Origin of the sequence: Nocardioides sp. (genome assembly GCF_044226765.1) — a bacterium.
Lineage (GTDB): Bacteria > Actinomycetota > Actinomycetes > Propionibacteriales > Nocardioidaceae > Nocardioides.
The window spans coordinates 308,964-334,336 of the sequence record NZ_JBGAGJ010000005.1 but is presented as its reverse complement, the minus strand read 5'-3'; the positions used below and the strand labels follow the sequence as shown (position 1 = coordinate 334,336).

Genomic DNA, 25,373 nt, shown 5'->3' with positions numbered 1-25,373 from the left:
ATCCGCATGCTCGGCGCGGGTGGGTAGATGTAGGTGTTGCGGACCATGAACTCCTTGAGGATGTCGTTCTGGATGGTCCCCGCGAGCTGCTCCGGCTTCACCCCCTGCTCCTCGGCCGCGGCGATGTAGAGCGCCATCACGGGCAGCACCGCGCCGTTCATGGTCATCGACACCGACATCTCGTCGAGCGGGATGCCCTCGAACAGCGTGCGCGCGTCGTAGATCGAGTCGATCGCGACACCTGCCATGCCGACGTCCCCGCGCACCCGCGGGTGGTCGGAGTCGTAGCCGCGGTGGGTGGCGAGGTCGAAGGCGACCGATAGGCCCTTCTGGCCGGCCGCGAGGTTGCGGCGGTAGAACGCGTTGGACTCCTCGGCGGTCGAGAAGCCGGCGTACTGCCGGATCGTCCACGGCTGGGTGGTGTACATCGTGGGGTAGGGCCCGCGGAGGAACGGGCTCAGCCCGGGCAGGGTGTCGAGCGCGTCGAGGCCCTCGAGGTCGGCCTCGGTGTAGACGCCCTTGATCTCGATGCCCTCCGGCGACATCCAGGGCTCGCCGGCGTCCGGCCACCCCATCCGCCAGTGCGACGGGTCGACCAGCGGCAGGCCGCTGAAGCTCTGCGGGACGCTCATGCCAGCTTCTCCCTGGTGCTCGTGAGGAACGCGAGTGCGTCGACGCCCATCGCGCAGGACGCGTCGGCGTACCCGACCGGCTTGCCGGCGATGACCACGTAGCGGGCGCCCGCCTCGCGCAGAGCCGTGGCTGCCGCCTCGCCCCACTCGGTGTACGCCTGGTCCGAGCCGGCGAGGCACACCACCGGCTGACCGGCGTACGCCGCGACGAGCTCGGCCGCGTCGGCGGTCGCGCCCGCCACGTCGACGGCGATACCACCCGCCGCGAACAGGTTGGTCGCGAACGTCGCGCGGGCGGTGTGCTGGGCGACGGTCCCGAGGGTGGCGAGGAAGACGTGCGTCGCCGCCGGCTCGTCGCGCAGGGCCTCGAAGCTCGCGCCGTAGCGGCGCACCGCGTCGGGCTCGCCGGAGCGCTCCGGGAGGACCTCGGCCAGGTTCGGGAACTCGGTCAGGCCGGTGATCGGGCGCTTGCGGCGCGCGACCTCGGACTCGCGCCGCGCGACGGTCTCCGCGATCGCCGCGTCGAGGAGTGACTCGGCGTCGGCGCCCTCGTCGAGGTCGCCGAAGATCCGCCACGCGGCGACGCAGAGGTCGTCGGTGAGCTTCTCGACGGCGTACGAGCCGCCGGCAGGATCGGCCACATGGGCGACGTGCGACTCGTCGATGAGGAGGTGGGAGGTGTTCCGGGCGATCCGGCGAGCGTGCTCGTCGGATCGCCCGAGCGGGATGTCGAACGGCAGGACCGTCACGCTGTCGGCGCCGCCGACACCGGCGGCGAACGCCGCGACCGTGGTGCGCAGGATGTTGACCCACGGGTCGTACTTGCTCATCATCGGGCGGCTGGTGACGGCGTGCTGGCGCTGCTGCACCGCGGGCCCGGCCTCGCAGATCTCCAGCACCCGACCCCAGAGCCGCCGGGCGGCGCGGAGCTTGGCGATGGTCGCCAGCTGCTCGTCGGTCGCGGCATAGCGGAACTCGACCAGGCCGGCGGCCTCGTCGACGGTGACGCCGGCCCCGGTCAGGACGCGGAGGTACGACGCCGCCTGGGCCAGCGACCAGCCGAGCTCCTGGGCGTCCGATGCGCCGCGGTCGTGGACCGTCGTCGCGTCGACGACGAAGGCGCGGACACCCCGGTCGAGGGCGAGCCGGGCGACCTCGGCCGTGGCCGCGGCCGCCGGGACGCCGAGGTTCGTGGCCGGGTGCAGCGTGCGGTCGCCGGCGTACCCGAGGAACGCCTCCGGGTCGACGCCGTCGAGCACGACCGGGGCGAGCTCGAGGTCGACACCCTCGAGCACGGTCGCCAGGTCGGTGCCGCCGAGCAGCCCCCCACCGGTCAGCCAGAGCGAGGTGGCGCCGCCCTCGAGGTCGGCGATCGCCTCCTCGTTCGCGAGCGCGGGGTCGCCGCCGGCGACGCGGACCCGGACGTCCCAGTCACCCTGGCGCGTCGGTCGGCCGGAGGTCTGCAGGTCGTCGAGCAGGGCCCGGGTGCCGAGCGGGGTGACCGGGATGCCGTCCAGGGTGGTGCGGGTCAGCTTGTCCCACACCAGGTCGTCGGGGTCCTCGTCGGTGAGTCGCCGCGACTTGCGGAGCACGGCCGCCGCCTGGTGCTCCCAGTCGGCGACCGTCCACCGGTCCGCCGGGTCGGCCAGGTCGAGCGAGCCCTGCGCGGGCTCGAGCTCGCCGGGCTCGTCGAGGCCACCCTCGACCGTGCCATCGCTCATGGTCGGAACGATAGAAGGGCGGCGTGACGACAGCCACCGACTGTGACCTGTTCGGCGCCGTTCACCGCAGATCAAGGCCCTTCGACCCCCACCGGCCCGACCTAGGTCCGGCTCCGGTGGTCGAGCCTGCTGAGACCCCTGCACCCGCGCAGGACGATGACCACCGACGGTCGGCGGTCACCTCACCGGGTCTCGACGCGCTCGCGCGACCTCGTTCCTCGGTCGCGTCGCTTGCTCGACCTGGCCGAGCCCACGCCGAGCGCTCGTCCCTCGCGCTCGGCTGCTCGTCACACCTCGGCGCGGCCGTCGTTGTCGCGGTTGCGGATGCCGATCTTCGAGCCCAGCCACACCAGCGGGTCGAACTTGCGGTCCACCACGCGCTCCTTCATCGGGATGATCGCGTTGTCGGTGATCTTGATGTTCTCCGGGCACACCTCGGTGCAGCACTTGGTGATGTTGCACATCCCGAGGCCGGCCGCGCCCTGGGCCAGCTGGCGCCGGTCGTGGGTGTCGAGAGGGTGCATGTCGAGCTCGGCGTACCGCAGGAAGAACCGGGGCCCGGCGAACGCCGGCTTGTTGTCCTCGTGGTCGCGGACGACGTGGCAGGTGTTCTGGCACAGGAAGCACTCGATGCACTTGCGGAACTCCTGGCCCCGTTCGACGTCGACCTGTGCCATCCGCCGCTTGCCGTCCGCGTCACGCGGCGGTGGGGCGAACGACGGCAGCTCGCGCGCCTTCTCGTAGTTGAACGAGACGTCGGTGACGAGGTCGCGGATCACCGGGAAGGTCCGCATCGGGGTGACCGTGACGGTCTCGGTCGGGTCGAAGTCGGAGAGCCGGGTCATGCAGAGCAGCCGCGGGCGACCGTTGATCTCGGCGCTGCACGACCCGCACTTGCCCGCCTTGCAGTTCCAGCGCACGGCCAGGTCGCCGGCCTGGGTCGCCTGGACCCGGTGGATGGCGTCGAGCACGACCTCGCCCTCGGACACCTCGACCTCGTAGTCGCCGAGGTCGCCGCCGGACTGGTCGCCGCGCCAGATCCGCATCTTCAGCGTGTAGCCCACAGCCGCTTCCCTTCTCGGGGGGTCTCCACATGCTCGACCACCGGAATCACTCGAAGTACCTCTTGAGCTCGTCCGGCATCACCGGGAGCGGCTTCTCGGACAGGTCGACCCCGGCGCCGGTGGCGTCGAGCGTGAGCACCAGGTTCTTGGTGCCCCACACCTCGTTGTCGGTGCGCGGGAAGTCGTCGCGGGTGTGCCCGCCGCGGGACTCCTCGCGCGCGAGGGCCGCCTTGGCGATGCACTCGCTGACCAGCAGCATGTTGCGCAGGTCGATCGAGAGGTGCCAGCCGGGGTTGTACTGACGGTGGCCCTCGACGGTCATCCTGGTGGCCCGCTCCTTGAGCTTCTCGATCTCCTGCAGGGACTGCTCCAGCTCGGCGCGGGTGCGGATGATCCCGACCAGGTCGTTCATCGTCTGTTGCAGGTCGTGCTGGATCGAGTACGGGTTCTCATCGCCCTCGACCTCGAACGGCGCGAGCGCGCTCGCCTGCGCCGCCCGGACGTCGTCCTCGCGGACCGCGGGTCGGGACCCGCCCAGCGTGTCCGCCCGGGCGGCCGCGGCCTCACCGGCCCGCCGGCCGAAGACCAGCAGGTCGGACAGCGAGTTGCCACCGAGGCGGTTCGAGCCGTGCATGCCGCCGGAGCACTCCCCCACCGCGTAGAGCCCGGGCACGGCGGCCAGCTCGGTGTCGGGGTCTACCTCGACGCCGCCCATCACGTAGTGGCAGGTGGGACCGATCTCCATCGGCTCCTGGGTGATGTCGACGTCGGCCAGCTCCTTGAACTGGTGGTACATCGACGGGAGCCGCTTGCGGATGTACTCGGCGGACCGGCGTGACGCGATGTCGAGGAACACCCCGCCGTGCGGTGACCCGCGCCCGGCCTTGATCTCGGAGTTGATCGCCCGGGCCACCTCGTCGCGGGGCAGCAGCTCGGGTGGCCGGCGGTTGTTCTTCTTGTCGTCGTACCACCGGTCCGCCTCCTCGACGGAGTCCGCGGTCTCCGCCTTGAAGAACTCCGGGATGTAGTCGAACATGAACCGCTCGCCCTCGGAGTTCTTCAGGATCCCGCCGTCGCCGCGCACCGACTCGGTGACCAGCAGCCCCTTCACCGACGGCGGCCACACCATCCCCGTCGGGTGGAACTGGACGAACTCCATGTTGATGAGCGAGGCGCCGGCACGCAGGGCGAGCGCGTGCCCGTCGCCGGTGTACTCCCAGGAGTTCGAGGTGACCTTGAACGACTTGCCGATGCCGCCGGTCGCGAGCACCACGGACGGCGCCTCGAAGACGACGAACCGGCCGGTCTCGCGCCAGTAGCCGAAGGCCCCGGCGATCGCGCCCTGCCCGTCACCGTCACCGGCCTTGAGCAGCTCGGTGATCGTGCACTCCATGAACACGTCGATGCCGAGCGCGACGGCGCGCTGCTGCAGCGTGCGGATCATCTCCAGGCCGGTGCGGTCGCCGACGTGGGCGAGCCGGGCGTACTTGTGGCCGCCGAAGTCGCGCTGGGAGATCAGCCCGTCGTCGGTGCGGTCGAACAGCGCGCCCCAGTCCTCGAGCTCCATGACCCGCTCCGGGGCCTCCTGGGCGTGCAGCTGGGCCATCCGCCAGTTGTTGAGCATCTTCCCGCCACGCATGGTGTCGCGGAAGTGCACCTCCCAGTTGTCCTCGGGCCACCGGTTGCCCATCGCCGCGGCGATCCCGCCCTCGGCCATCACGGTGTGCGCCTTGCCGAGGAGCGACTTGCAGACGATGGCGGTGCGGGCGCCGGCGTCGTGCGCGGCGATCGCCGCGCGCAGGCCGGCTCCGCCGGCACCGACCACCACGACGTCGTACTGGTGGCGCTCCAGGCCGCCGGCCTCACTGCCGGACATCTCGTTGCCGGTCATCGGGTGCCGGTCACTCATCGCTCGGGCTCAGCTCCTTCTAGAAAAAGCGCGGGTCGTCGATGGTGCCGGTCGCGAGCAAGTAGATGTAGAAGTCCACGATCGCGACGGAGAACAGGGAGTACCAGGCGTACGTCGCGTGCCGCGCGTTGAGCTTGGACACGAAGGTCCACATCCGGTAGCGGACCGGGTGCTTGGAGAAGTGCCGCAGCCGGCCGCCGGTGATGTGGCGGCAGGAGTGGCACGACAGCGTGTAGAGCCAGATCAGGACCACGTTCGCGACCATCAGCAGGGTGCCGAGACCCATGTGGATGCCGTCGGACTCACCCGGTGCCGGCCCGAACGCGAGGACCGCGTCGTAGGTGAGGATCAGCGCGACCACCACGGCGGCGTACCAGAAGTAGCGGTGCACGTTCTGCAGGATCAGCGGGAACCGCGACTCACCGGTGTACTTCTGGTGGGGCTCGGCGACGGCGCACGCCGGCGGGGACAGCCAGAAGGCCCGGTAGTACGCCTTGCGGTAGTAGTAGCAGGTCATCCGGAAGCCGAGCGGGAAGATCAAGATGATCAGGGCCGGCGACAGGCTCCACCAGCCGAACGGCGTGCCGAAGTCCGCAGCACCCGCTTGCTGACAGGAGTCGGTCAGGCACGGCGAGTAGAACGGCGACAAGTAGGGCTCGGCGTAGAAGTTGTCGCCGGCGAACGCGCGGTACGTCGCGAACAGCACGAACCCGCTGAACACGATGAAGGTCGCGGCCGGGGTGAGCCACCAGCGGTCCTGGCGCAGCGTCCGCGCCGCGATCCGCGGCCGGGTGGGCCCGTGCACTCCCGTCGGAGCTGCTGCCGTCTCTCGAGCGTCGGTCGACGCCATCGCCACCTCCGGTGGGATCGGGTGCCTGTGCAGTCTGCACACGATCGGTGCGATGTGAAAGGGCCCACACCGAGATTCCCAGAACGTGTTCCAGGTCGAGGGCGACCCGAGCGGTTCACCCGACGTCCACCCGGACGCAGTGGTCCGGACATCCCGACCTGGCCAGGGTGGGTCATGCGGATCGCGCTGGTCACCGAGACGTTCCTCCCGACCGCCGACGGGACGACCACCACGGTCAAGGCCGTCCTCGACCGGCTGGTCGACCTCGGCCACGACGTCCTGGTCGTCGCTCCCGGCCCCGGCCTGACGACCTACCGGGGCTGCCGCGTCGCGCGCGTGCACCCGCTGGAGCGCAGGGGTGCTCAGGTCCGCGAGGCCCTGGACCTCTTCGGTCCGGACCTGGTGCACGCCACGTCGCCCCGCGCCCTCGGCCGACGGGCCGTCAAGCACGCCCACCGCGCGGGGGTGCCGGTCGTCGTGGTCGAGCAGTCGGCACTCCTGGACGTCACCCTCGACCACTGGCGCAGCCGCGCCGCCGACCGCGCCGACCGGGTGCTGGTCACCTCACGATGGATGGTCGACCGGGTCGCCGAGGGCGGCGTCCCGGCCGCGCTGTGGCAGCCCGGGGTCGACACCGCGGCGTTCACACCGGCCCTGCGCGACGAGTGGCTGCACCGCCGCTGGGCACGGTCCCGGTCCGCCGCCGGACCGCTCGTGGTCGTGGGGTACGTCGGCAGCCTCCGCGACCGCCACGACGTGCGCCGGCTCGCGACGCTGGGTTGCGTCCCGGGCATCCGTCCCGTGGTCATCGGCGACGGCCCCCAGCGCGACTGGCTGGAGCGACGGCTGCCCGGCGCCCGCTTCGTCGGCGCGCTCGGCACCGGTGACCTGACCGTCGCGCTGCCCTCGCTCGACGTGCTGGTGCACCCGGGCCGGCAGGAGACGTGCTGCCACCCACTGCGCGAGGCGGCGGCCGCCGGGGTCCCGGTCGTGGGGGGCGACGAGGCGGGGCTGGCCGACGCCGTGGCGGCCCTCGCCGCGGACCGTCGGCGGGCGCTGCTGGGCGAGCGGGCGCACGCGCTCGCAACGCGGACGTGGCGTGACGCGGTCGACGAGCTGGTCGAGGAGCACTACCGCCCGCTGCTGCGCCGGCGGAGGCAACTGGTGGGTAACCGGGCGTAAGTCACACGATCCCCCGTCCCGTCACCCCGACGACGCCCGGTACCGTGGACGACCGTGGCAACGACGACCTTGGTGACGGGAGCGCGGGCGTCGCGTTCAACCATCACGCTCAAGCTCCTGATGGCGGCCAGCGGCATCATCTTCATCCTCTTCGTGCTGCTGCACATGTACGGCAACCTCAAGGCCTTCGCCGGCCATGACGCCTACAACGAGTACGCCGCACACCTGCGCACGCTGGGCGAGCCGATGCTGCCCTACGAGGGCTTCCTCTGGATCCTCCGCGTCGCGCTGATCGTGGCGCTCGTGGTGCACGCGTACTCCGCGTTCGCGCTGTGGCGGCGCGCCGGTCGCGCCCGGACGCAGAAGTACGTGGTCAAGAAGAACCTCGCGTCGTCGTTCTCCTCGCGCTGGATGCGCTGGGGCGGCGTGACCATCCTGCTCTTCTTGGTGTGGCACCTGCTGAACTTCACCGTCGGCAAGGTCAACATCAGCGGTGGGTCGACCAACGACCCCTACAACCTCCTGGTCGACACGTTCGACGTGTGGTGGATGACGCTGATCTACCTCGCGGCGATGTTCGCGCTCGGGATGCACCTGCACCACGGCACGTGGAGCGCCGCGCAGACGCTCGGGCTCACCAACAACGCCCGGGCCCGCCGCAACGCCAAGACCCTGGGCTGGATCCTGGCGGTCGTGATCGCCGGTGGCTTCTCCCTCGTCCCGATCGCCGTCCTGACCGGCGTCATCACCAAGTAAGGGGTCGCGCAGATGACCGACATGCCGGACACCACCCTCACCGGTGACCCCTCCCACGACGCACCGGGTCACGAGCACGGCGACGACGCGGCCGGCTACTACGTGCCGGGCAGCCCGATCTTCGACACCAAGGCGCCCGAGGGACCGATCGACGAGCGGTGGAGCACCCGCAAGTTCGAGGCGAAGCTGGTCAACCCCGCCAACCGCCGCAAGCTCGACATCATCATCGTCGGCACCGGCCTGGCGGGGGCCTCGGCGGCCGCGACCCTCGGCGAGGCCGGCTACAACGTGAAGTCCTTCTGCTACCAGGACTCGCCGCGCCGCGCCCACTCGATCGCCGCCCAGGGCGGCATCAACGCGGCGAAGAACTACAAGGAGGACGGCGACTCCGTCCACCGGCTCTTCTACGACACCGTCAAGGGCGGCGACTACCGCTCGCGGGAGTCGAACGTCTACCGCCTGGCCGAGGTCAGCACCAACATCATCGACCAGTGCGTCGCGCAGGGCGTCCCGTTCGCCCGCGAGTACGGCGGCCTCCTCGACAACCGCTCGTTCGGCGGCGTCCAGGTGTCCCGCACGTTCTACGCCCGCGGCCAGACCGGTCAGCAGCTCCTGATCGGCGCCTACCAGGCCATGGAGCGCCAGGTCGCGGCCGGCACCGTCCAGCAGTTCACGCGGCACGAGATGCTCGAGCTGATCGTCGTCGGCGGCAAGGCCCGCGGGATCATCGCCCGCGACCTGGTCACCGGCGAGATCGAGACCCACCTGGCCGACGTCGTGGTCCTGGCCACCGGCGGCTACGGCAATGTCTTCTTCCTCTCCACCAACGCGATGGGCTCCAACGTCACCGCGGCCTGGCGCGCGCACCGCAAGGGCGCCTACATGGCCAACCCCTGCTACACGCAGATCCACCCGACCTGCATCCCCGTGACCGGCTCGCACCAGTCGAAGCTGACCCTGATGTCGGAGTCGCTGCGCAACGACGGCCGGATCTGGGTGCCCAAGAGGAAGGCCGACTGCGACAAGGACCCGCGCGAGATCGCCGAGGAGGACCGCGACTACTACCTGGAGCGGATCTACCCGTCGTTCGGCAACCTGGTCCCCCGCGACATCGCCTCGCGGGCCGCGAAGAACGTGTGCGACGAGGGCCGCGGCGTCGGACCGGAGGTCGACGGCGTCCGCCGGGGCGTCTACCTCGACTTCAGCGCGGCCATCGAGCGGCTGGGCCGGGCGGGCATCGAGGAGAAGTACGACAACCTCTTCGACATGTACGCCCGGATCACCGGCGAGAACCCGTACGAGACCCCGATGCGGATCTACCCGGCCGTCCACTACGTGATGGGCGGGCTGTGGGTCGACTACGACCTGCAGGCCACGATCCCCGGGCTCTTCGTGACCGGCGAGGCCAACTTCTCCGACCACGGCGCCAACCGCCTCGGCGCCTCGGCGCTGATGCAGGGGCTCGCCGACGGCTACTTCGTGCTGCCGCACACCATCCGCGACTACCTCGCCGACGGGCCGTTCGAGAAGGTCGACGAGAGCCACCCGGCGGTCGTCGAGGCGAGGAAGAGCGTCGAGGACCGGGTCGCCCACTTCCTGTCCACCAACGGCACCCGCAGCGTCGACTCCTACCACCGCGAGCTCGGCAACATCATGTGGGAGTACTGCGGCATGGAGCGGACCGAGGACGGCCTGAAGAAGGCGATCGACCTGATCCGCACGCTGCGCGAGGACTTCTGGCGCAACGTGAAGGTGCTCGGCACGGCCGACTCGCTCAACCAGTCCCTGGAGAAGGCCGGCCGGGTCGCCGACTTCTTCGAGCTCGGCGAGCTCATGTGCATCGACGCGCTGAACCGCCGCGAGTCCTGCGGCGGCCACTTCCGGGCCGAGTCGCAGACCGAGGACGGCGAGGCGCTGCGCCACGACGACCAGTTCGCGTACGTCGCCGCGTGGGAGTTCACCCGCGACGCCGACTCGGAGTCCGAGGGCATGGGCGCACCCGTCCTGCACAAGGAAGACCTCGTCTACACGGCCATCGAGATGAAGCAGCGGAGCTACAAGTGAGACTCACCCTCAAGATCTGGCGCCAGCCGGACGCCCGGGCGAAGGGCGCGATGCACACCTACGAGCTCGACGGCGTCTCGGAGGACATGTCGTTCCTGGAGATGCTCGACGTCCTCAACGAGGACCTCATCGCCAAGGGCGAGGAGCCGGTGGCCTTCGACTCCGACTGCCGCGAGGGCATCTGCGGCACCTGCGGGCTGATGATCAACGGCCAGGCGCACGGCCCCGAGGTCACGACGACCTGTCAGCTGCACATGCGGTCGTTCAAGGACGGCGACGAGATCGTCATCGAGCCCTGGCGGGCCGACGCGTTCCCGGTCGTCAAGGACCTCGTCGTCGACCGCGGGGCCTTCGACCGGATCATCCAGGCCGGCGGCTTCATCTCGGTCAACACCGGCTCGGCACCCGAGGCGCACTCGGTGCCCGTGCCCCGCGACGACGCGGTCCGGGCGTTCAACGTGGCGACCTGCATCGGCTGCGGCGCGTGCGTGGCCGCGTGCCCGAACGGCTCGGCCTCGCTCTTCATGGGCGCCAAGGTGACCCACCTCGGCGAGCTGCCGCAGGGTCAGCCCGAGCGCGACGCCCGCGTGGTCGGGATGGTCGCCCAGCACGACGCCGAGGGCTTCGGCGGCTGCACCAACATCGGTGAGTGCACCGCGGCATGCCCCAAGGAGATCCCGCTCGACGTGATCTCCCGGCTCAACTGGGACCTCCACGCCGCCCTGCGCCACGGCCACTAGCCGACGGGTCTCGATACGCCGTCCAGCGAGCGTGGATGGTCGACCGCAGGCGATCCCCGCTGGTCGAGTAGCGAGCGCCAGCGAGCGTATCGAGACCCTCACGAGGGGCCCGGCAGCACCCAGACCTCGTCGTCGCCGAACGTCGGGCAGCGGGTGTCTGGAACGACCTGGACGTCGAAGATCTCCTCGACGCCGTTCTCGAACTGCAGGGTCGCCACGGTCGCGCCGGTGCGGAGGTCGACGACTCCGACCCCGCACCTGAGCTGCTCGTGGTAGGCCGCGATCGGCGACCCGCCGAAGACGGCGGTCTCGCGGATCCTGGAGAGACCGACGAAGGCCAGGTGGCCGTGGACGGCCAGCCCGCGCGCGTAGCCCGGGAGAGCGGCGACCACCTCGCGGCGGCCCGACGCCACGTCCACCTGCTCGAGGCGGCCGAAACCCGAGTTCAGGACCAGCAGCCGGCCGTCGTGCCAGCGCGGCGAGTGCGGCATCGCCAGGCCGGAGGTCACCGCCTCCCCCGAGCCGACGTCGAGGACCGTGCCGGTCTCGTTGCGGCTCGCCCGCCAACCACCGGCCTCGTCGCTGCGCGCCATCACGGTGACGAACGCCGGGCGACCGTCCCTCATCGCCACGCCGTTGAGGTGGCACCGATCCTCGGGCGCGAGCGCCGAGACGAACGGCGGCCGCCAGCGCGGCACGAAGCTGTGCCGGTCGTCGAGGCCGGCCAAGCAGGAGAACCGCGTGTTGACGACCCACAGGTCCGGCTCACCGTCGTCGGCCCTCCCCCAGGCCACCTCGTGGCACGCGATCGGGCCGGTGACGACCGAGCTCCGCGGCAGCCAGCATCGGTCGAACCGGGCGGCCGGGGGCAGCTGCGGCGCCAGTCCAGGAGTGTCGCGCAGCAGCCACACCTGGTCCTTGCCACCGACGGCGAGCGCACCGGGCCCGACCGCGACACCCATGGCCCGGTCGAAGCGCCGGAAGGCCAGGTGCAGCTGCTCGTCGGCCACCCCGACCGCCACCACCTGCCCGGCCTGGTAGGTCGAGACGAGCACCGAGCAGGCGACGTCCTGGAGGACGTCGGCCAGCTCCGCGCTCTGGTAGCGGACCTCGGTGCCGGGCGCCGTCGTCACCGCAGCCGGAGCGTGTAGCTGCGCACCACGCTGGAGCCCTCGCCTCCGCACGGGGTGAACGTGAACCGGACCTTGACCCGCAGCTGACCGCTCTTGCGCAGCTGCCTCATCCCCGCCGGGGTGGGCTCGACGACCGCCGTGGTGCGCACGGGTCGGGTCAGCTCCTGCACCGACCGTCGGACGGGGTCCTTGCCCGCCGGGCCGACCACCAGGGTGCCCGCGCCGGCGACCTGGACCTTGACGTAGGCGAAGCCCTCCCGCGGGTCCAGCCTGGCCTTCGCCGACACGTTGAACTCGCCGCCTCGGTTGACGTCGTCGACGGCCGAGGTCCCGGCGGCGGTACCGTCTGAGCGCCACGGCTCGCGGCCGTGACGGCCGTCGTCGGCGGAGAACCACAACCGGCCACCGAGGGCGGTCAGGTCGGTCGGGCCGCTGTAGTAGTCGTCGTTCTGCGGGTCGATGTCCTCGACCAGGACGGTGCCGGCCTCGGTGCCGTCGGAGGTCCAGAGCTCGCGGCCGTGCTCACCGTCCTGCGCGGTGAAGAAGAGGTCACCGTGCAGTGCGACGAGCTCGGACGGGTTGCTGTCGTAGGCGTCGGCGCGGACGTCGTCCACCAGCACCGTGCCCGCCTCGGTGCCGTCGGAGGTCCACAGCTCGCGACCGTGGACGCCGTCGTCGGCCGAGAAGAACAGCGCGCCCCCCACGGCGGTCAGGTCGGTCGGGCCCGACTCGTACTCCTCGCCCTCGCCGGCGTTGCCCGGGTCGATGTCGCTGACCAGCACCGTGCCCGCCTCGGTGCCGTCGGAGGTCCACAGCTCGCGACCGGCGACGGGGTCCTCGGCGGTGAAGTAGAGCGACCCGCCGACGCCCACGAGGTCGGTCGGGTTGCCCGGCCGGGCGCCCGGCCAGACGTCCTTGACCAGGGAGGTCCCGGCCGCGGTCCCGTCCGAGCGCCACAGCTCGAGGTTGTGCACACCGTCCCGGGCCGAGAAGTAGACGACTCCCCCGACGTCGGTCAGGCCGGTCGGGCTGCTGGAGTAGGAGTGCGGCCGGACGTCCTTCACCATCACGGTGCCGGCCCGGGTGCCGTCCGAGCGCCACAGCTCCTGGCCGTGGACGCCGTCGTCGGCGGCGAAGAAGAGCCGGTCACCCACGGCCGTCAGCGAGGTGGGCGCGGCGTCGTCGTAGCCCGCGGCGGCCTTCTGGATGTCCCTCACCATGACGGTGCCGCCGCGCGTGCCGTCGGTGGTCCACAGCTCCTTGCCGTGCACGCCGTCGTCGGCCACGAAGAAGAGCCGGTCGCCCACGGCCGTCAGGTCGGACGGACCGCTGTAGTAGCCGTCGTCGGGGTCGATGTCCTTGACCAGCACCGTGCCGGCCCGGGTGCCGTCGGACCTCCAGAGCTCCCGACCGTGCGCGCCGTCGTCGGCGGTGAAGTAGACCGCTCCCCCGGCCACGACCGGGCCGGACGGCTGGTCGTAGTAGCCGTCGTCGCCGCTGAGGTCCCGGACGATGACGGTGCCCGCGGCGGTGCCGTTGGACCGCCAGAGGTCGCGGCCGTGGACTCCGTCGTCGGCCATGAACAGGACCGACCCGCCCAGCTTCACGAACCCGGAGGGGTCGCTCGAGGGCGTGGGCGCGCCGCACGACGGCGCGGCGGCCGTTGCCGGTGCGCTGACGCCGCCGGCACCGGCCGTCAGGCCCGCCAGCCCGAGGGCGGCGACGGCGGCGGCCGCCGAGCGACGCGTGCCGCTGGTCCGGGCGCGGCGCCGCCGGGCCTTCTCCCCGGCCAGACGCTGCCGCAGCGCCCTCTGCCGGTCACCACGTCGTCGACGACTCATCGTTGCCTCCCCCGAGTGCGGCACGGCGGGTCCGTGCCGGTGCTGGACTGATCATTCCTCGTCGGTACGACGCACGCACGGCGCCGCAGGTTGTCAGGCGTGTCGGCGGGTCCGGGTCCTGGCGTCACGACCCCCGCCGGGCGAGCCGGCGCGCCAGCGCGACCAGGCCCAGCGTGGTGAGTGCGCCGGCGGCGTACGGCGTGACCCAGCCCCGTCCAGGCTCGGCGAGCGCGGCCACCGGCGGCGAGGGCGGGCCCTCCACGACCGCGGACGGCTCGGCGACACGCAGCGCCCGGGCCGAGCGCGCCATGTGGGTGAAGGCGGCGGCGTAGAGCACGATCCGCGAGAAGTAGTTGATCCACACCAGCAGGATCAGCGCGATGCCGAACGCCTGGAACGCCAGGCTGCCCTGGGTCGCCTGCAACAGCAGGGTGGAGAGCTGCTTGAGCACCTCGAAGGCCAGGGCACCGAGCAGGGCGCCCTGCCAGAGCGCGTCCCGGGGCGCGTCGGTGCGGCCCAGCAGCCGGAAGAGGAGGAAGAACAGCAGGAGGTCGGCCCCGATCCCGACCACGACGGTCAGCAGTGTCACCAGCCAGCCGAGGTCGACCGACAGGTCGAGCCAGCGCACCACGTCGCCGGAGAACCCCCCGATCAGGCCCGCGACGACGACCGAGACGAACAGCACCGCCCCGAGCAGCACGAGCACCAGCAGGTCGCGCAGCTTGGCGGCCACGAAGCCGAGGCGTCGCGCCGGCGGGGTCTCGAACACCGTGCTCAACGCGTCGCGCATCGCGGAGAGCCAGCCGAGCCCGGAGTAGAGCAGGATCAACGCGCCGAGGATCCCAAGAGTGCTCGCGGCCCGCTCGATCTGGGCGAGGGTCGCCTGCCCCTCGTCGCTGCCGATCAGGCCCGGCATCACCGCGTTGAGGGCGTCGGCGAGGTCCTGCCGCGCGTCGGCGTACACCTGGGACACCAGGCCGACCACGAAGAACGCGAGCGCGAGGATCGGGAAGAACGACAGGAAGCCGAAGTAGGTGACCGCCCCGGCCTGGCGGCCCGCACGCACGGCGCTGTAGTGCTCCTGCATCCGCACCAGGTGGTCGACCAGGCCGCTGCGGCGGCGGACACCGTCGACGGTCGCCGACAGCCGCTGCGCGAACCCCGTCATCAGTCCGCGGCGGGGGCCTGCAGCGGGAAGTCCCGAGTGGGTCGCCAGCCCTCCCGGGCATCGTGCACGTAGAGGTGGAACCGCTCCACGTCGAACTCACACTCGAAGCCCGAGAGCTCCGTGAACGCCCGGTCCAGCGGCTCGTCGGCGAGGTGGTGCGCGACGGTGACGTGCGGGTGGTAGGGGTAGGCGAGCTCGACGTCCAGCGGGCCGCGACGCAGGGTCTTGGCCAGCTGCTCGCACTGCGAGATGCCCTCGACCAGGGTCACGAACACCACCGGGGACACCGGCCGGAAGGTCCCCGTCCCGCGCAGGTGCACGCAGAAGCTGCGCACCTCCGCTGCCGACTCCTCCAGGTGCTTCTCCACCTCCGCGAGGTGCAGGTCGTCGACATCGGTCGGCGGCACCAGCGTGATGTGGGTCGGGATCATCGCCGCGGTCGTGTCGCCGATCGACGTGCGGTAGTCCTGGAGCTCGGTCGCCCAGGGCTCCGGGATCGCGACGGCCACGCCGATGGTGGGCATCCCCCGACCCTACTGGCCCGGCGCGACGAAGCCGACGCGCTGGTAGACGTCCCGCAGCGTGCCCTCGGCCACCGCGCCGGCCTGCTCGGCGCCCCGGCGCAGCACGTCGGTCAGGTGGGTCTGGTCGTCGAGCAGCTCGAGGGTGCGCTCGCGGAACGGCGTCACGAACTCCACGACCACCTCGGCGAGGTCCTTCTTCAGGTCGCCGTAGCCCCGGCCCTCATAGGCAGACTCCAGGTCGGTGATCGACCGACCCGTGAGCGAGGAGAAGATCGTCAGCAGGTTGCTGACCCCGGGCTTCGTCTCGGGGTCGAACCGGATCTCCGAGCCGGAGTCCGTCACCGCGGACCGGATCTTCTTCGCCGACACCGCCGGGTCGTCGAGCATCTCCACGATGCCCGACGGCGACGACGCCGACTTCGACATCTTCGCGGTCGGCTCCTGCAGGTCGGTGATCTTCGCGGTCGCCTTGAGGATGTAGGGCTCCGGGAGCCGGAAGGTCTTCTTGTAGCGGCGGTTGAACCGCTGGGCCAGGTCGCGGGTCAGCTCGAGGTGCTGGCGCTGGTCCTCGCCGACCGGCACGTAGTGCGGCCGGTAGAGCAGGATGTCGGCCGCCTGCAGGATCGGGTAGGTGAACAGGCCGACGCTCGCGGCCCCCTCCCCGCCCTTGGCGGACTTGTCCTTGAACTGCGTCATCCGGCGGGCCTCGCCGAACCCGGTGAGGCACTGCAGCACCCAGCCGAGCTGGGCGTGCGCGGGGACCTGGGACTGCACGAAGATCGCGGAGCGGTCCGGGTCGATGCCCGCGGCCAGCAGCTGTGCGGCAGCGCGCAGCGTCCGCTCGCGCAGCACCTTCGGGTCCTGCTCGACAGTGATCGCGTGCAGGTCGGCGATGAAGAAGAACGGCTGGTAGTCCTCCTGCAGGTCCACCCACTGCCGCAGGGCGCCGAGGTAGTTGCCGAAGTGGAACGAGTCGGCGGTCGGCTGGATGCCGGAGAGCACCCGCGGACGCGCGGTCGCCGCCCCCTGGGCCGCCGCTGCGACCTGGGGCTCGGTCGAGATGGACATGTGCGTCATTCTGACCCATGCGGGTGGCTGCGGACGCACCTGGGTCGGGCGTCTAGGGTGCCGTGGTGATCCCGACGCTGACCGACGGAGTCGTCACCCTGCGAGCCCACCGGCCCGACGACGTACCGGGCGTCCTGGAGCAGTCGCTCGACCCGGTCTCGCAGCGCTGGACGACCGTCCCGGTGCCCTACTCCCGGGCCGATGCCGAGCACTTCGTCGGACGGATCATGCCCGGCGGGTGGGCCGACGACAGCGAGTGGGGATTCGCGCTCGAGGTGGCGGGCCGGTTCGCCGGCAGCGTGTCGCTGCGCCCCGCCGGCGACGGTCGGGCCGAGGTCGGGTACGGCGCCCTCCCGTCGGCGCGCGGGCACGGGCACGTCGAGCGGGGCCTGCGCCTGCTCCTGGACTGGGGCTTCACGGCCAAGGACCTGCGCACGGTCATCTGGTGGGCCCACGTCGGCAACTGGCCGTCGCGCCGGCTGGCCTGGCGGCTCGGCTTCACCGTCGAGGGCACGGTCCGCGACTGGCAGCCCCAGCGCGGGGACCTGCGCACCTCCTGGGTGGGGACACTGCTGCGCGAGGACCCGCGCGAGCCGCGCACGACCTGGCTCGACAACCCGGTGGTCGAGGGCGACGGCGCGCGGCTGCGGCCGTTCACCGACGCCGACGTGCCCCGAGTGGTCGAGGGGCTCGGCGACCCCGGGACGCAGTACTGGCTCGCGTTCCTGCCGCGCGAGCCCGACTTCGCGGCGGGCGCGCGCTACGTGGAGCAGGTGCAGGAGCGACTGGCGACCGGCCACACGATCACCTGGGCGTGGTCGGCGGCCGACGACGACGCGCTCCTGGGCGTGGTCGGCCTCTACCGGATCCCGGAGGAGGCCGAGCTGGGCTACTGGACGCACCCCGAGGCGCGTGGTCGCGGGCTCACGGTGCGGGCGGCGCGGCTGGCGGTCCGGCACGCATTCGGCGAGCTCGGCCTGCCGCGGCTCGCGGCCTACGCCTCGGCACCCAACGCCGCCTCCCTCGGCGTGCTCGAGGCGCTCGGCATGCGGCGGACCGGCGTACGCCGGCGGGCGGCCCGCACCGGAGCCGGTGAGGTCGTCGACCTCGTGGGCTACGACCTGCTGCCCGACGAGGTCGGCTGAGACTCGGCGGCTGCCGTGCGGCGGTGGACCGCGGCCGACCAGAAGAGCACCCCGATGCCGAGCACGGACAGCGCCGCGCCGACCAACGCCGGCGCCTGGTAGCCGTAGCCCGCGGCGATGACCAGCCCGCCGAGCCAGGCGCCGAGGGCGTTCGCGAGGTTGAGCGAGGCATGGTTCATCGCGGCGCCGAGGGTCTGGGCGTCGCCGGAGACCGTCATCAGCCGCAGCTGCAGGTTGACCACGAGCACCGACCCCACCGCGGTGACGAGGAAGATCGCCGGCATCAGCAGCCAGCCCAGCGGCGCGAGCGCCCAGACCAGGAGCATCACGAAGAACGAGGCCACGCCCGAGAGGATCAGCGAGCGGAACACCGACCACTCGGCGAGCCGGCCGGCCAGCCACGTCCCGGCGACCATGCCGAGCCCGAAGGCCGCGGTGAAGACGGGCACCGCGGACTCCGGGAGGCCACCGACCTCGGTGACCGTCGGGGCGATGTAGGAGTAGACCGCGAACAGCCCGCCGAAGCCCACCGCCCCGGCGAGCAGCGTCAGCATCGCCTGGCCGTTGCGGAAGAACTGGAGCTCGCGCCGTCCGGTCGCCGCCGGGTTGCCGGGGCAGGACGGCACGAACAGCGCCACCATGAGGACGGTGGCGGCGGCGATCCCCGCGGTGAACACGTAGGCCGTGCGCCAGCCGGCCACCTGGCCCAGCCAGGTCGCGGCGGGGACGCCCACGACGTTGGCGACCGAGAGCCCGAGCATCACGCTCGCGACCGCGCGTCCCTTGCGGCCCGGCGGCGCCAGGTCGGCCGCGACCAGGGACGCGACCCCGAAGTAGGCGCCGTGCGGGAGGCCGTCGAGGAAGCGCGCCACGAAGAGCACGCCGTAGCTGCCGGCCGCCGCGCTGAGCAGGTTGAACGCGGCGTACGCCGTCATCAGGCCGACGAGGAGCGCTCGCCGGGGCAGCTTGGCACCGAAGACCGCGATCAGCGGGGCGCCGACCACCACGCCGAGCGCGTACGCCGAGATCACGTGTCCCGCCTGCGGGATCGAGACGCCCACACCCTCCGCGATCTGCGGGAGGAGACCCATCGTGACGAACTCGGTCGTGCCGATCGCGAACCCACCGAGCGCGAGCGCCAGCATGGCGAGCGTCAGGTGGCTCGTCCGCACCGGGGCGGTCGGGAGGTCGGCGGAGGCGCCGGGCGCGGTCGTCGTCATGGGTCTGTCGGGAAGGCCTTCTCCGGTCGGTGATCGAGGCGGCTGACGGCGTGCTCAGCCCACCCAGTCTGCAACCGGACCCGCGTGACGGCCTATTCCGCGGCGGGCGTCGAGGCGTCGGAGGTCGACGCTGCGTCCCGGCTCTCGGCCCCAGTCGTCGCAGGTTCATCACGGTCTGTCGGTGAACCTGCACTTCCCACGGCGGGCAGGCCATGGGAAGCGCAGGTTCACCGACATCCCTTGATGAAGCGGCGGCGGGCGGCTACTGCACCACCGTGACCGCCGACTCGACCACGGACACGTCGCCGCTGTCGGGCAGGCAGGTCTCGGTGGCGTAGGTGCTGACCGAGGTGGTGCCGCCGGTCATCCGGACCACGTCACCGAGGCCGGCGACCGGCTTGTCGTCGCCGTCGTAGATCGTCAGCCGGCCCTGGTCGAGGATCGCGTGGAACCCGGCCGGCCACACCACCCAGACCTGGTCGGGCTCGTTGCCACCGCGCACGGTCGGGGTGAGGTAGACGCACCGCCGCGCGTCGATGTTCACGGTGCCCTCGATGACGGCGTTGCCCGGGACGTCCCCGCCGCTGTCCGGCGCCCACCCGGACACCGGCAGTCGCACGGTCGTCCCGCTCGGCGTGTCGTCCCCGGTCGAGATCAGCGAGATCAGGCCGAAGCCGGCCGCGGCCACCAGGATGGGCACGACGACCGCGAGCACGTAGCCCCGGTTGCTCAGGGCAGGCTTGCGCGTCCAGCGGTCGTACGCCGGCTGCTCCTCCTCGGGCGGGTGCTCAGCCAAGGCTCGAGATCGCCTCGTTCAGCGTCGCCGACGGGCGCATGACCGCGTCCGCCTTGGCATCGTCGGGCCGGAAGTAGCCGCCGATGTCGGCCGGCGAGCCCTGGACCGCGATCAGCTCGTCGACGATCGTCTGCTCGGCGGCCGCGAGCCGCTCGGCGAGCGGCGCGAAGGCGGCGGCCAGCTCGGCGTCCTCGGTCTGCTTCGCCAGCTCCTGGGCCCAGTAGAGCGCCAGGTAGAAGTGCGAGCCGCGGTTGTCGATGCCGCCCAGGCGACGGGTCGGCGACTTGTCCTCGTTGAGGAACGTCTCGGTCGCCCGGTCCAGTGCCGCGGCGAGGACCGTCGCGCCGGGCGTCCCGGCCTGCTCGGCGTACAGCTCCAGCGACGGCACCAGCGCGAAGAACTCGCCGAGGCTGTCCCAGCGCAGGTAGTTCTCCTTGACGAGCTGCTGCACGTGCTTCGGCGCCGAGCCGCCGGCACCGGTCTCGAAGAGGCCGCCGCCGTTCATGAGCGGGACGACCGAGAGCATCTTCGCCGAGGTCCCCAGCTCCAGGATCGGGAAGAGGTCGGTGTTGTAGTCGCGCAGCACGTTGCCGGTGACCGAGATCGTGTCCTCGCCCCGGCGGATCCGCTCGAGGGAGTACGCCGTGGCCTCGGCCGGCGGCATGATCTCGATCGTGAGCCCGTCGGTGTCGTGCTCCGGGAGGTACTCCTTCACCTTGGCGATCAGGTTCGCGTCGTGGGCACGGTTCTCGTCCAGCCAGAAGATCGCCGGGGTGCTCGAGGCGCGGGCGCGGGTGACGGCGAGCTTGACCCAGTCGCGGATCGGGGCGTCCTTGGTCTGGCAGGCGCGCCAGATGTCGCCCGGCTGGACCTCGTGCTCGATCAGCACGTCGCCGGCGCTGTTGACGACCTGGACCCGGCCCGCGGCCGGGACCTCGAAGGTCTTGTCGTGGGAGCCGTACTCCTCGGCCGCCTGGGCCATCAGCCCGACGTTGGGCACCGAGCCCATCGTGGACGGGTCGAGGGCCCCGTGGGTGCGGCAGTCGTCGATCACGGCCTGGTAGACGCCGGCGTAGGACGAGTCCGGGATGACCGCGAGGGTGTCGTCCTCCTCGCCGTCCGGGCCCCACATGTGGCCCCCGATCCGGATCATCGCCGGCATCGAGGCGTCGATGATCACGTCGGAGGGGACGTGGAGGTTGGTGATGCCGCGGTCGGAGTCGACCATGGCCATCCGCGGCCCCTCGGCGAGCCCGGCGTCGACGGCCGCCTTGATGGCGTCACCCTCCGGCAGGCCCGCGACCGCGCCGAGCAGGGCACCGAGCCCGTCGTTGGGCGAGATGCCGGCGGCGGCCAGCTGCTCGCCGTACTGCTCGAAGAGCGTGGGGAAGAACGCCTGGACCACGTGCCCGAAGATGATGGGGTCCGAGACCTTCATCATGGTGGCCTTGAGGTGGACGGAGAAGAGCACGCCCTCCGCCTTGGCGCGGGCGATCTGCTCGGTCAGGAACCGGCGGAGTGCCGCCACGTCCATGAACGTCCCGTCGACGACCTCGCCGGCGAGCACGGCGAGCCCGTCCTTGAGGACGGTCTCGGTGCCGTCGGAGGCGACGTGCTTGATCGTCAGCACGTCGTCGGCCGGGAGCACCACCGACTTCTCGTTGGAGAAGAAGTCGTGCTCGCCCATCGTCGCCACCGAGGTCTTGGAGTCCGCGGACCAGGCACCCATGCGGTGCGGGTGGTTCTTCGCGTAGTTCTTGACCGAGGCCGGCGCGCGCCGGTCGGAGTTGCCCTCGCGCAGGACCGGGTTGACCGCGGAGCCCTTGACCTTGTCGTACGCCGCGCGGACCGTGCGCTCCTCGTCCGTCGAGGGGCTCTCGGGGTAGTCGGGGACGTCGAAGCCCTGCTCCTGCAGCTCCTTGACGGCCGCCTTGAGCTGCGGCACCGACGCGGAGATGTTGGGCAGCTTGATGATGTTGGCCTCGGGGGTCTTGGCCAGCGCGCCGAGCTCGGCCAACGCGTCGTCGGCCAGACCGAAGGCGGCGAGGATGCGCCCCGACAGCGAGATGTCACGGGTCTCCACGTCCACACCGGCCCGGGCGGCGTACGCCTGGAGGATCGGGAGGAAGGAGTACGTCGCCAGCAGCGGCGCCTCGTCCGTGTGGGTGTAGATGATGGTGGCCATGCTCGGCGACTCCTGATGCTCGGCTGCGGGGACGTTCCGAAATACCTTGACGTCAAGATACCTGACGGGTCCGACCGGTCCAGCCTCGCACCCGCTCCCCTGCCGGGCAACGCGGCCCGGGGCCGCGACCCTCGTCCGGCGGCGCGGCGTTCACTAGAGTGCTGCCGCGCGTCCGCGAGGGCGCCGCCACGAGGGGAGCAGACGCATGAGCCAGCCCGACGCCCAGCCGGTCGACCAGTCCGTCGACCAGTCCGTCGACCAGTCCGTGGAGGGCACGGCGGCAGCCCCGAGGATCCAGCAGAAGGTGGCCGCCGAGGTCATCGGGACGTTCGCGCTGGTGTTCTTCGGCTGTGGCTCGGTCGTCTACGCGAGCCGGGTCGACCAGTTCACGATCGCGACGGTGGGCTTCACCTTCGGTCTGGTCGTGATGGTGATGGCGTACGCGTTCGGACGGGTCTCGGGCGGGCACTTCAACCCGGCGGTGTCGGTGGGTGCGGCCGTGGGCGGCCGGATCGCGTGGCGCGAGGCCGGCACGTACGCCGTGGCCCAGCTCGGCGGCGCCGTCCTCGGCGCGCTGGCCCTCTTCCTGCTCATGCACGGGTTCCCGGGCTACCGGGCCACCCGCAACATGGGCCAGAACTTCTACGGCGACCAGGGCAACGGGTACGCCTGGTGGGCGGCGTTCCTGCTCGAGGTGCTGATCACCGCGACCTTCGTGATGGTCATCCTGGCCGTCACCGACGAGCGGTTCGAGCACCCGGCGCTGGCGCCGCTGGCGATCGGCCTGACGCTCACCGCGATCCACTTCGTCGCCATCCCGGCGACCGGCACCTCGGCCAACCCCGCTCGCTCGATCGGTCCCGCCCTCTTCGCCGGCGGCGACGCCATCATCCAGCTGTGGCTGTTCATCCTGGCGCCGCTGCTCGGCGGCATCGCGGCCGGAGCGCTCTACCCGGCGGTCTTCGGGCGGCACGCCGAGAGCATCCCCGGGTCCGGCCTGGCGTTCCTCCGACCGCGCGCGCAGGTAGTCGTGCTCGGTCCGGACCAGTACCAGCAGCAGTGGAACCAGGAGGCGGGCACGGCGTCGTACGCCGTCGCGCAGCCGATCGTGCAGGACGGCTGGCAGTGGGACCCGGTCGGGCAGCAGTGGCACCCGGTCGGGCAGACGCCCGAGCAGTGGCGGGCCCAGCAACAGGCCCAGCAACAGGCCCAACAGCAGGTCCAGCAGCAGGTCCAGCAGCAGGTCCAGCCGAGCGCGGACGACGACCCCGGCGACCACACCCAGATCCGCCCGCCGCAGTAGCGCCGGGCCGCCGCGCCCGAGCGACCCGGCGGTCAGCGCACCAGCCGGACCACGCGGTAGCCGCCGGAGCTCTGCTCCTCCTGCACCGGTCCGGTGCCGCGCTCGTAGGTGAGCTGACGGACCTGGTCGGGCGCGAGCTCGGTGCGCTGCTCGACGACCAGGTCCACGTCGTCCAGCGCGACCACCCGGGCCGTGTCCTGGGCGACGCCGGGCGCCCAGTCCATCCGGTAGCCGTCACCGACCCGCGGGGTCGCCGCCATCGCCAGGCCGGCCCGGGCGCCGGCCACCCCGGCACGCCACTGGCCGGCACGGCCGAACCACCACACGTTGCCGCGAGTGTCCTGGGCGTACCAGTCGACCACCTGCCGGCCCGACTCCCGGGCCACCCGGGCGGTCGTGGCGACGCCGGCCACCGTGGGACCCGGCGCCGCCGAGACGAGGAGCGTGTGGTTGCCGGAGCTGTCCGCCACGTCGTAGCGCCACGTGGTCCCGACCGGCAACGGGAACCACGGGTTGTCGACGGTGGCGACGAAGTCGGCGGGGTCCGGGCTCGGGGTCGGGACGACGAGCTCGTCCACCCCGGCCGGCGGGCTGGGTCGCGACGCGGTGCCGCACCCGGCGAGCGGGAGGGCCGTCAGCAGCACGGCGGCGAGGGTCGCCACGGTCCGTGCCCTCCCCCGCACCGTCATGGACCCCAGCATCGCAGGGCACCGGCGCGCTGCTAGCGTCGGGAGGCGGAAACCACCAGTGCTCGATGAGCGTGTCCGAGGAGTCGTCGTGAGCTCTACCCCGTTGAAGGTCGCCGTCACCGGCGCCGCCGGCCAGATCGGCTACAGCCTGCTGTTCCGCCTCGCGAGCGGTGCCCTGCTCGGCGACCGGCCCGTCGAGCTGCGCCTGCTCGAGATCACCCCAGCGCTCAAGGCGCTGGAGGGTGTGGTCATGGAGCTCGACGACTGCGCGTTCCCGCAGCTGGCCGGCGTGGAGATCGGTGACGACGCGGAGACCATCTTCGACGGCGTCAACCTCGCACTGCTCGTGGGTGCCCGCCCCCGCACCGCCGGCATGGAGCGCGGCGACCTGCTCTCGGCCAACGGCGCGATCTTCACCACGCAGGGCAAGGCGCTCAACAAGGTCGCCGCCGACGACGTCCGCATCGGCGTCACCGGCAACCCGGCCAACACCAACGCGCTGATCGCCATGACCAACGCCCCCGACATCCCGCGCGAGCGCTTCTCCGCGCTCACCCGGCTCGACCACAACCGGGCCATCTCGCAGGTCGCCGCCAAGACCGGTGCGGCGGTCACGGACATCACCAAGATGACGATCTGGGGCAACCACTCCGCCACGCAGTACCCCGACGTCTTCCACGCCGAGATCGGTGGCCGCAACGCCGCCGAGGTGATCGGCGACCAGACCTGGGTCGAGGAGACCTTCATCCCGACCGTCGCCAAGCGCGGCGCGGCGATCATCGAGGCCCGGGGCTCCTCCTCCGCGGCGTCGGCCGCCTCGGCGACCATCGACGCCGCCCGTGACTGGCTGACCTCGTCGGCCGCGGGCGACTGGGTGTCGATGGCGGTCGCCTCCGACGGCTCCTACGGCGTCCCCGAGGGCCTGATCTCGTCGTTCCCGGTCACCACCAAGGACGGGGACTGGGAGATCGTCCCGGGCCTGGAGATCGACGACTTCTCGCGCGCCCGCATCGACGCCTCGACCGCCGAGCTGGCCGAGGAGCGCGAGGCCGTCACCGAGCTCGGCCTGATCTGAGCACCGCCCGGCCCGAGCTTGCTCGGGCCGGGAACCCGGTGCCACGTCGAGTAGCGCCCGCAGCCGAGGGACGAGGCTGCGACGGCGCGTATCGAGACTGAGCTGCCCTGGTCCGAGCTCGCGAGGACCAGGATCCGGCAGCCAGGTCGAGTAGCCGCGCGGCTGAGGAACGAAGCCGCGGCCGGCGTACCGAGACCACACCACGGCAGGGGTCTCGATACGCCGCCGGTCGTTCCTCACGGCGGCTACTCGACCAGCGAAGACCACCGCCGCCCGCTCGCGGCGGCTACTCGACCGGCGAAGACCAC

21 protein-coding genes are annotated in these 25,373 nt (G+C 71.8%); 7 read left to right on the top strand and 14 right to left on the bottom strand.

Annotation, left to right across the window (positions count from 1 at the left end; translation table 11 throughout):
- From ACILRH_RS13650 to ACILRH_RS13630, 5 genes are all read right to left on the bottom strand, one after another.
- Positions 1-575, bottom strand: a 575-nt coding sequence (locus tag ACILRH_RS13650) for a methylmalonyl-CoA mutase family protein (RefSeq protein ID WP_395694131.1), incomplete at its 3' end; no start/stop codon positions are given.
- A 53-nt stretch (positions 576-628) separates the two neighbouring features.
- Positions 629-2,353 (bottom strand): methylmalonyl-CoA mutase family protein, encoded by a 1,725-nt coding sequence (locus ACILRH_RS13645; protein WP_395694121.1) that lies wholly within the window; start codon positions 2,351-2,353, stop codon positions 629-631.
- Between the two features lie 287 nt (positions 2,354-2,640).
- A complete protein-coding gene (locus ACILRH_RS13640; protein ID WP_395694119.1) occupies positions 2,641-3,417 on the bottom strand; it encodes a succinate dehydrogenase/fumarate reductase iron-sulfur subunit in 777 nt (258 codons plus the stop codon).
- 46 nt (positions 3,418-3,463) lie between these two features.
- Positions 3,464-5,308 carry a fumarate reductase/succinate dehydrogenase flavoprotein subunit gene (locus ACILRH_RS13635; RefSeq protein WP_395694118.1) on the bottom strand — a complete coding sequence of 615 codons (1,845 nt, stop codon included), beginning with the start codon at positions 5,306-5,308 and terminating at the stop codon, positions 3,464-3,466.
- A gap of 37 nt (positions 5,309-5,345) precedes the next feature.
- Positions 5,346-6,176: a hypothetical protein gene (locus tag ACILRH_RS13630; protein WP_395694116.1), complete on the bottom strand. Its 831-nt coding sequence runs from the start codon at positions 6,174-6,176 to the stop codon at positions 5,346-5,348.
- A gap of 174 nt (positions 6,177-6,350) precedes the next feature.
- On the opposite strand from ACILRH_RS13630, the gene ACILRH_RS13625 reads away from it, so the two are divergent.
- The 4 genes from ACILRH_RS13625 to ACILRH_RS13610 are packed head-to-tail and all read left to right on the top strand — an operon-like array spanning position 6,351 to position 10,918.
- Positions 6,351-7,358, top strand: a complete 1,008-nt coding sequence (locus ACILRH_RS13625; RefSeq protein ID WP_395694114.1) for a glycosyltransferase — start codon at positions 6,351-6,353, stop codon at positions 7,356-7,358.
- A gap of 54 nt (positions 7,359-7,412) precedes the next feature.
- Positions 7,413-8,114 carry a succinate dehydrogenase cytochrome b subunit gene (locus tag ACILRH_RS13620; RefSeq protein WP_395694112.1) on the top strand — a complete coding sequence of 234 codons (702 nt, stop codon included), beginning with the start codon at positions 7,413-7,415 and terminating at the stop codon, positions 8,112-8,114.
- Between the two features lie 21 nt (positions 8,115-8,135).
- Positions 8,136-10,178: a fumarate reductase/succinate dehydrogenase flavoprotein subunit gene (locus ACILRH_RS13615; RefSeq protein WP_395694130.1), complete on the top strand. Its 2,043-nt coding sequence runs from the start codon at positions 8,136-8,138 to the stop codon at positions 10,176-10,178.
- Positions 10,175-10,918, top strand: a complete 744-nt coding sequence (locus tag ACILRH_RS13610; protein ID WP_395694110.1) for a succinate dehydrogenase/fumarate reductase iron-sulfur subunit — start codon at positions 10,175-10,177, stop codon at positions 10,916-10,918. The genes ACILRH_RS13615 and ACILRH_RS13610 overlap by 4 nt, the downstream gene beginning before the upstream one ends.
- 98 nt (positions 10,919-11,016) lie before the next feature.
- Here the strand turns inward: ACILRH_RS13610 and ACILRH_RS13605 are convergent, their stop codons facing one another.
- The 5 genes from ACILRH_RS13605 to trpS form a co-directional block, all read right to left on the bottom strand.
- Positions 11,017-12,051: a TIGR03032 family protein gene (locus tag ACILRH_RS13605; protein ID WP_395694108.1), complete on the bottom strand. Its 1,035-nt coding sequence runs from the start codon at positions 12,049-12,051 to the stop codon at positions 11,017-11,019.
- Positions 12,048-13,892, bottom strand: coding sequence for an ELWxxDGT repeat protein (locus ACILRH_RS13600; RefSeq protein ID WP_395694107.1), 1,845 nt, complete (start codon positions 13,890-13,892; stop codon positions 12,048-12,050). The genes ACILRH_RS13605 and ACILRH_RS13600 overlap by 4 nt, the downstream gene beginning before the upstream one ends.
- A gap of 124 nt (positions 13,893-14,016) precedes the next feature.
- On the bottom strand, positions 14,017-15,060 hold the full coding sequence (locus ACILRH_RS13595; protein WP_395694105.1) for a YihY/virulence factor BrkB family protein: 1,044 nt from the start codon (positions 15,058-15,060) through the stop codon (positions 14,017-14,019).
- The gene (locus tag ACILRH_RS13590) at positions 15,060-15,584 is read right to left on the bottom strand and encodes a 2'-5' RNA ligase family protein (RefSeq protein ID WP_395694103.1); all 525 of its coding nucleotides are present in this window, start codon (positions 15,582-15,584) and stop codon (positions 15,060-15,062) included. Before ACILRH_RS13590 ends, ACILRH_RS13595 begins: the two co-directional genes overlap by 1 nt.
- A 9-nt stretch (positions 15,585-15,593) precedes the next feature.
- Positions 15,594-16,652, bottom strand: coding sequence for a tryptophan--tRNA ligase (gene trpS / locus ACILRH_RS13585; RefSeq protein WP_395694101.1), 1,059 nt, complete (start codon positions 16,650-16,652; stop codon positions 15,594-15,596).
- Positions 16,653-16,717: 65 nt separating this feature from the next.
- Here trpS and ACILRH_RS13580 point away from each other — a divergent pair, with 65 nt between their 5' ends.
- A complete protein-coding gene (locus ACILRH_RS13580; RefSeq protein ID WP_395694099.1) occupies positions 16,718-17,797 on the top strand; it encodes a GNAT family N-acetyltransferase in 1,080 nt (359 codons plus the stop codon).
- Here ACILRH_RS13580 and ACILRH_RS13575 read toward each other — a convergent pair.
- The 3 genes from ACILRH_RS13575 to ACILRH_RS13565 all read right to left on the bottom strand — a co-directional run bounded on the left by ACILRH_RS13575 (position 17,767) and on the right by ACILRH_RS13565 (position 21,998).
- Positions 17,767-19,017 carry an MFS transporter gene (locus ACILRH_RS13575; protein WP_395694098.1) on the bottom strand — a complete coding sequence of 417 codons (1,251 nt, stop codon included), beginning with the start codon at positions 19,015-19,017 and terminating at the stop codon, positions 17,767-17,769. The two genes, ACILRH_RS13580 and ACILRH_RS13575, sit on opposite strands and share 31 nt — an antisense overlap.
- Positions 19,018-19,279: 262 nt before the next feature.
- The gene (locus ACILRH_RS13570; protein WP_395694097.1) at positions 19,280-19,813 is read right to left on the bottom strand and encodes a hypothetical protein; all 534 of its coding nucleotides are present in this window, start codon (positions 19,811-19,813) and stop codon (positions 19,280-19,282) included.
- Entirely contained in the window at positions 19,806-21,998 is a 2,193-nt protein-coding gene (locus ACILRH_RS13565) for an NADP-dependent isocitrate dehydrogenase (RefSeq protein WP_395694095.1), read from the bottom strand. The genes ACILRH_RS13570 and ACILRH_RS13565 overlap by 8 nt, the downstream gene beginning before the upstream one ends.
- A gap of 205 nt (positions 21,999-22,203) precedes the next feature.
- On the opposite strand from ACILRH_RS13565, the gene ACILRH_RS13560 reads away from it, so the two are divergent.
- Positions 22,204-23,301, top strand: a complete 1,098-nt coding sequence (locus ACILRH_RS13560) for an MIP/aquaporin family protein (protein ID WP_395694093.1) — start codon at positions 22,204-22,206, stop codon at positions 23,299-23,301.
- A gap of 32 nt (positions 23,302-23,333) precedes the next feature.
- Here the strand turns inward: ACILRH_RS13560 and ACILRH_RS13555 are convergent, their stop codons facing one another.
- Positions 23,334-23,963, bottom strand: a complete 630-nt coding sequence (locus tag ACILRH_RS13555; RefSeq protein WP_395694091.1) for a hypothetical protein — start codon at positions 23,961-23,963, stop codon at positions 23,334-23,336.
- Positions 23,964-24,078: 115 nt separating this feature from the next.
- Between ACILRH_RS13555 and ACILRH_RS13550 the strand changes: the two genes are divergently transcribed.
- Entirely contained in the window at positions 24,079-25,065 is a 987-nt protein-coding gene (locus ACILRH_RS13550; RefSeq protein ID WP_395694090.1) for a malate dehydrogenase, read from the top strand.
- Positions 25,066-25,373: the final 308 nt, after the last annotated feature.

What these genes read in the sequence shown, in the direction of transcription:
- ACILRH_RS13645 (WP_395694121.1), bottom strand. Translation starts at nt 2,353, where the DNA reads ATGAGCGATGGCACGGTCGAGGGTGGCCTCGACGAGCCCGGCGAGCTC.
- ACILRH_RS13635 (WP_395694118.1), bottom strand. Translation starts at nt 5,308, where the DNA reads ATGACCGGCAACGAGATGTCCGGCAGTGAGGCCGGCGGCCTGGAGCGC.
- ACILRH_RS13630 (WP_395694116.1), bottom strand. Translation starts at nt 6,176, where the DNA reads ATGGCGTCGACCGACGCTCGAGAGACGGCAGCAGCTCCGACGGGAGTG.
- ACILRH_RS13625 (WP_395694114.1), top strand. Translation starts at nt 6,351, where the DNA reads ATGCGGATCGCGCTGGTCACCGAGACGTTCCTCCCGACCGCCGACGGG.
- ACILRH_RS13615 (WP_395694130.1), top strand. Translation starts at nt 8,136, where the DNA reads ATGCCGGACACCACCCTCACCGGTGACCCCTCCCACGACGCACCGGGT.
- ACILRH_RS13600 (WP_395694107.1), bottom strand. Translation starts at nt 13,892, where the DNA reads ATGAGTCGTCGACGACGTGGTGACCGGCAGAGGGCGCTGCGGCAGCGT.
- ACILRH_RS13595 (WP_395694105.1), bottom strand. Translation starts at nt 15,060, where the DNA reads ATGACGGGGTTCGCGCAGCGGCTGTCGGCGACCGTCGACGGTGTCCGC.
- ACILRH_RS13590 (WP_395694103.1), bottom strand. Translation starts at nt 15,584, where the DNA reads ATGCCCACCATCGGCGTGGCCGTCGCGATCCCGGAGCCCTGGGCGACC.
- trpS (WP_395694101.1), bottom strand. Translation starts at nt 16,652, where the DNA reads ATGTCCATCTCGACCGAGCCCCAGGTCGCAGCGGCGGCCCAGGGGGCG.
- ACILRH_RS13575 (WP_395694098.1), bottom strand. Translation starts at nt 19,017, where the DNA reads ATGACGACGACCGCGCCCGGCGCCTCCGCCGACCTCCCGACCGCCCCG.
- ACILRH_RS13565 (WP_395694095.1), bottom strand. Translation starts at nt 21,998, where the DNA reads ATGGCCACCATCATCTACACCCACACGGACGAGGCGCCGCTGCTGGCG.
- ACILRH_RS13560 (WP_395694093.1), top strand. Translation starts at nt 22,204, where the DNA reads ATGAGCCAGCCCGACGCCCAGCCGGTCGACCAGTCCGTCGACCAGTCC.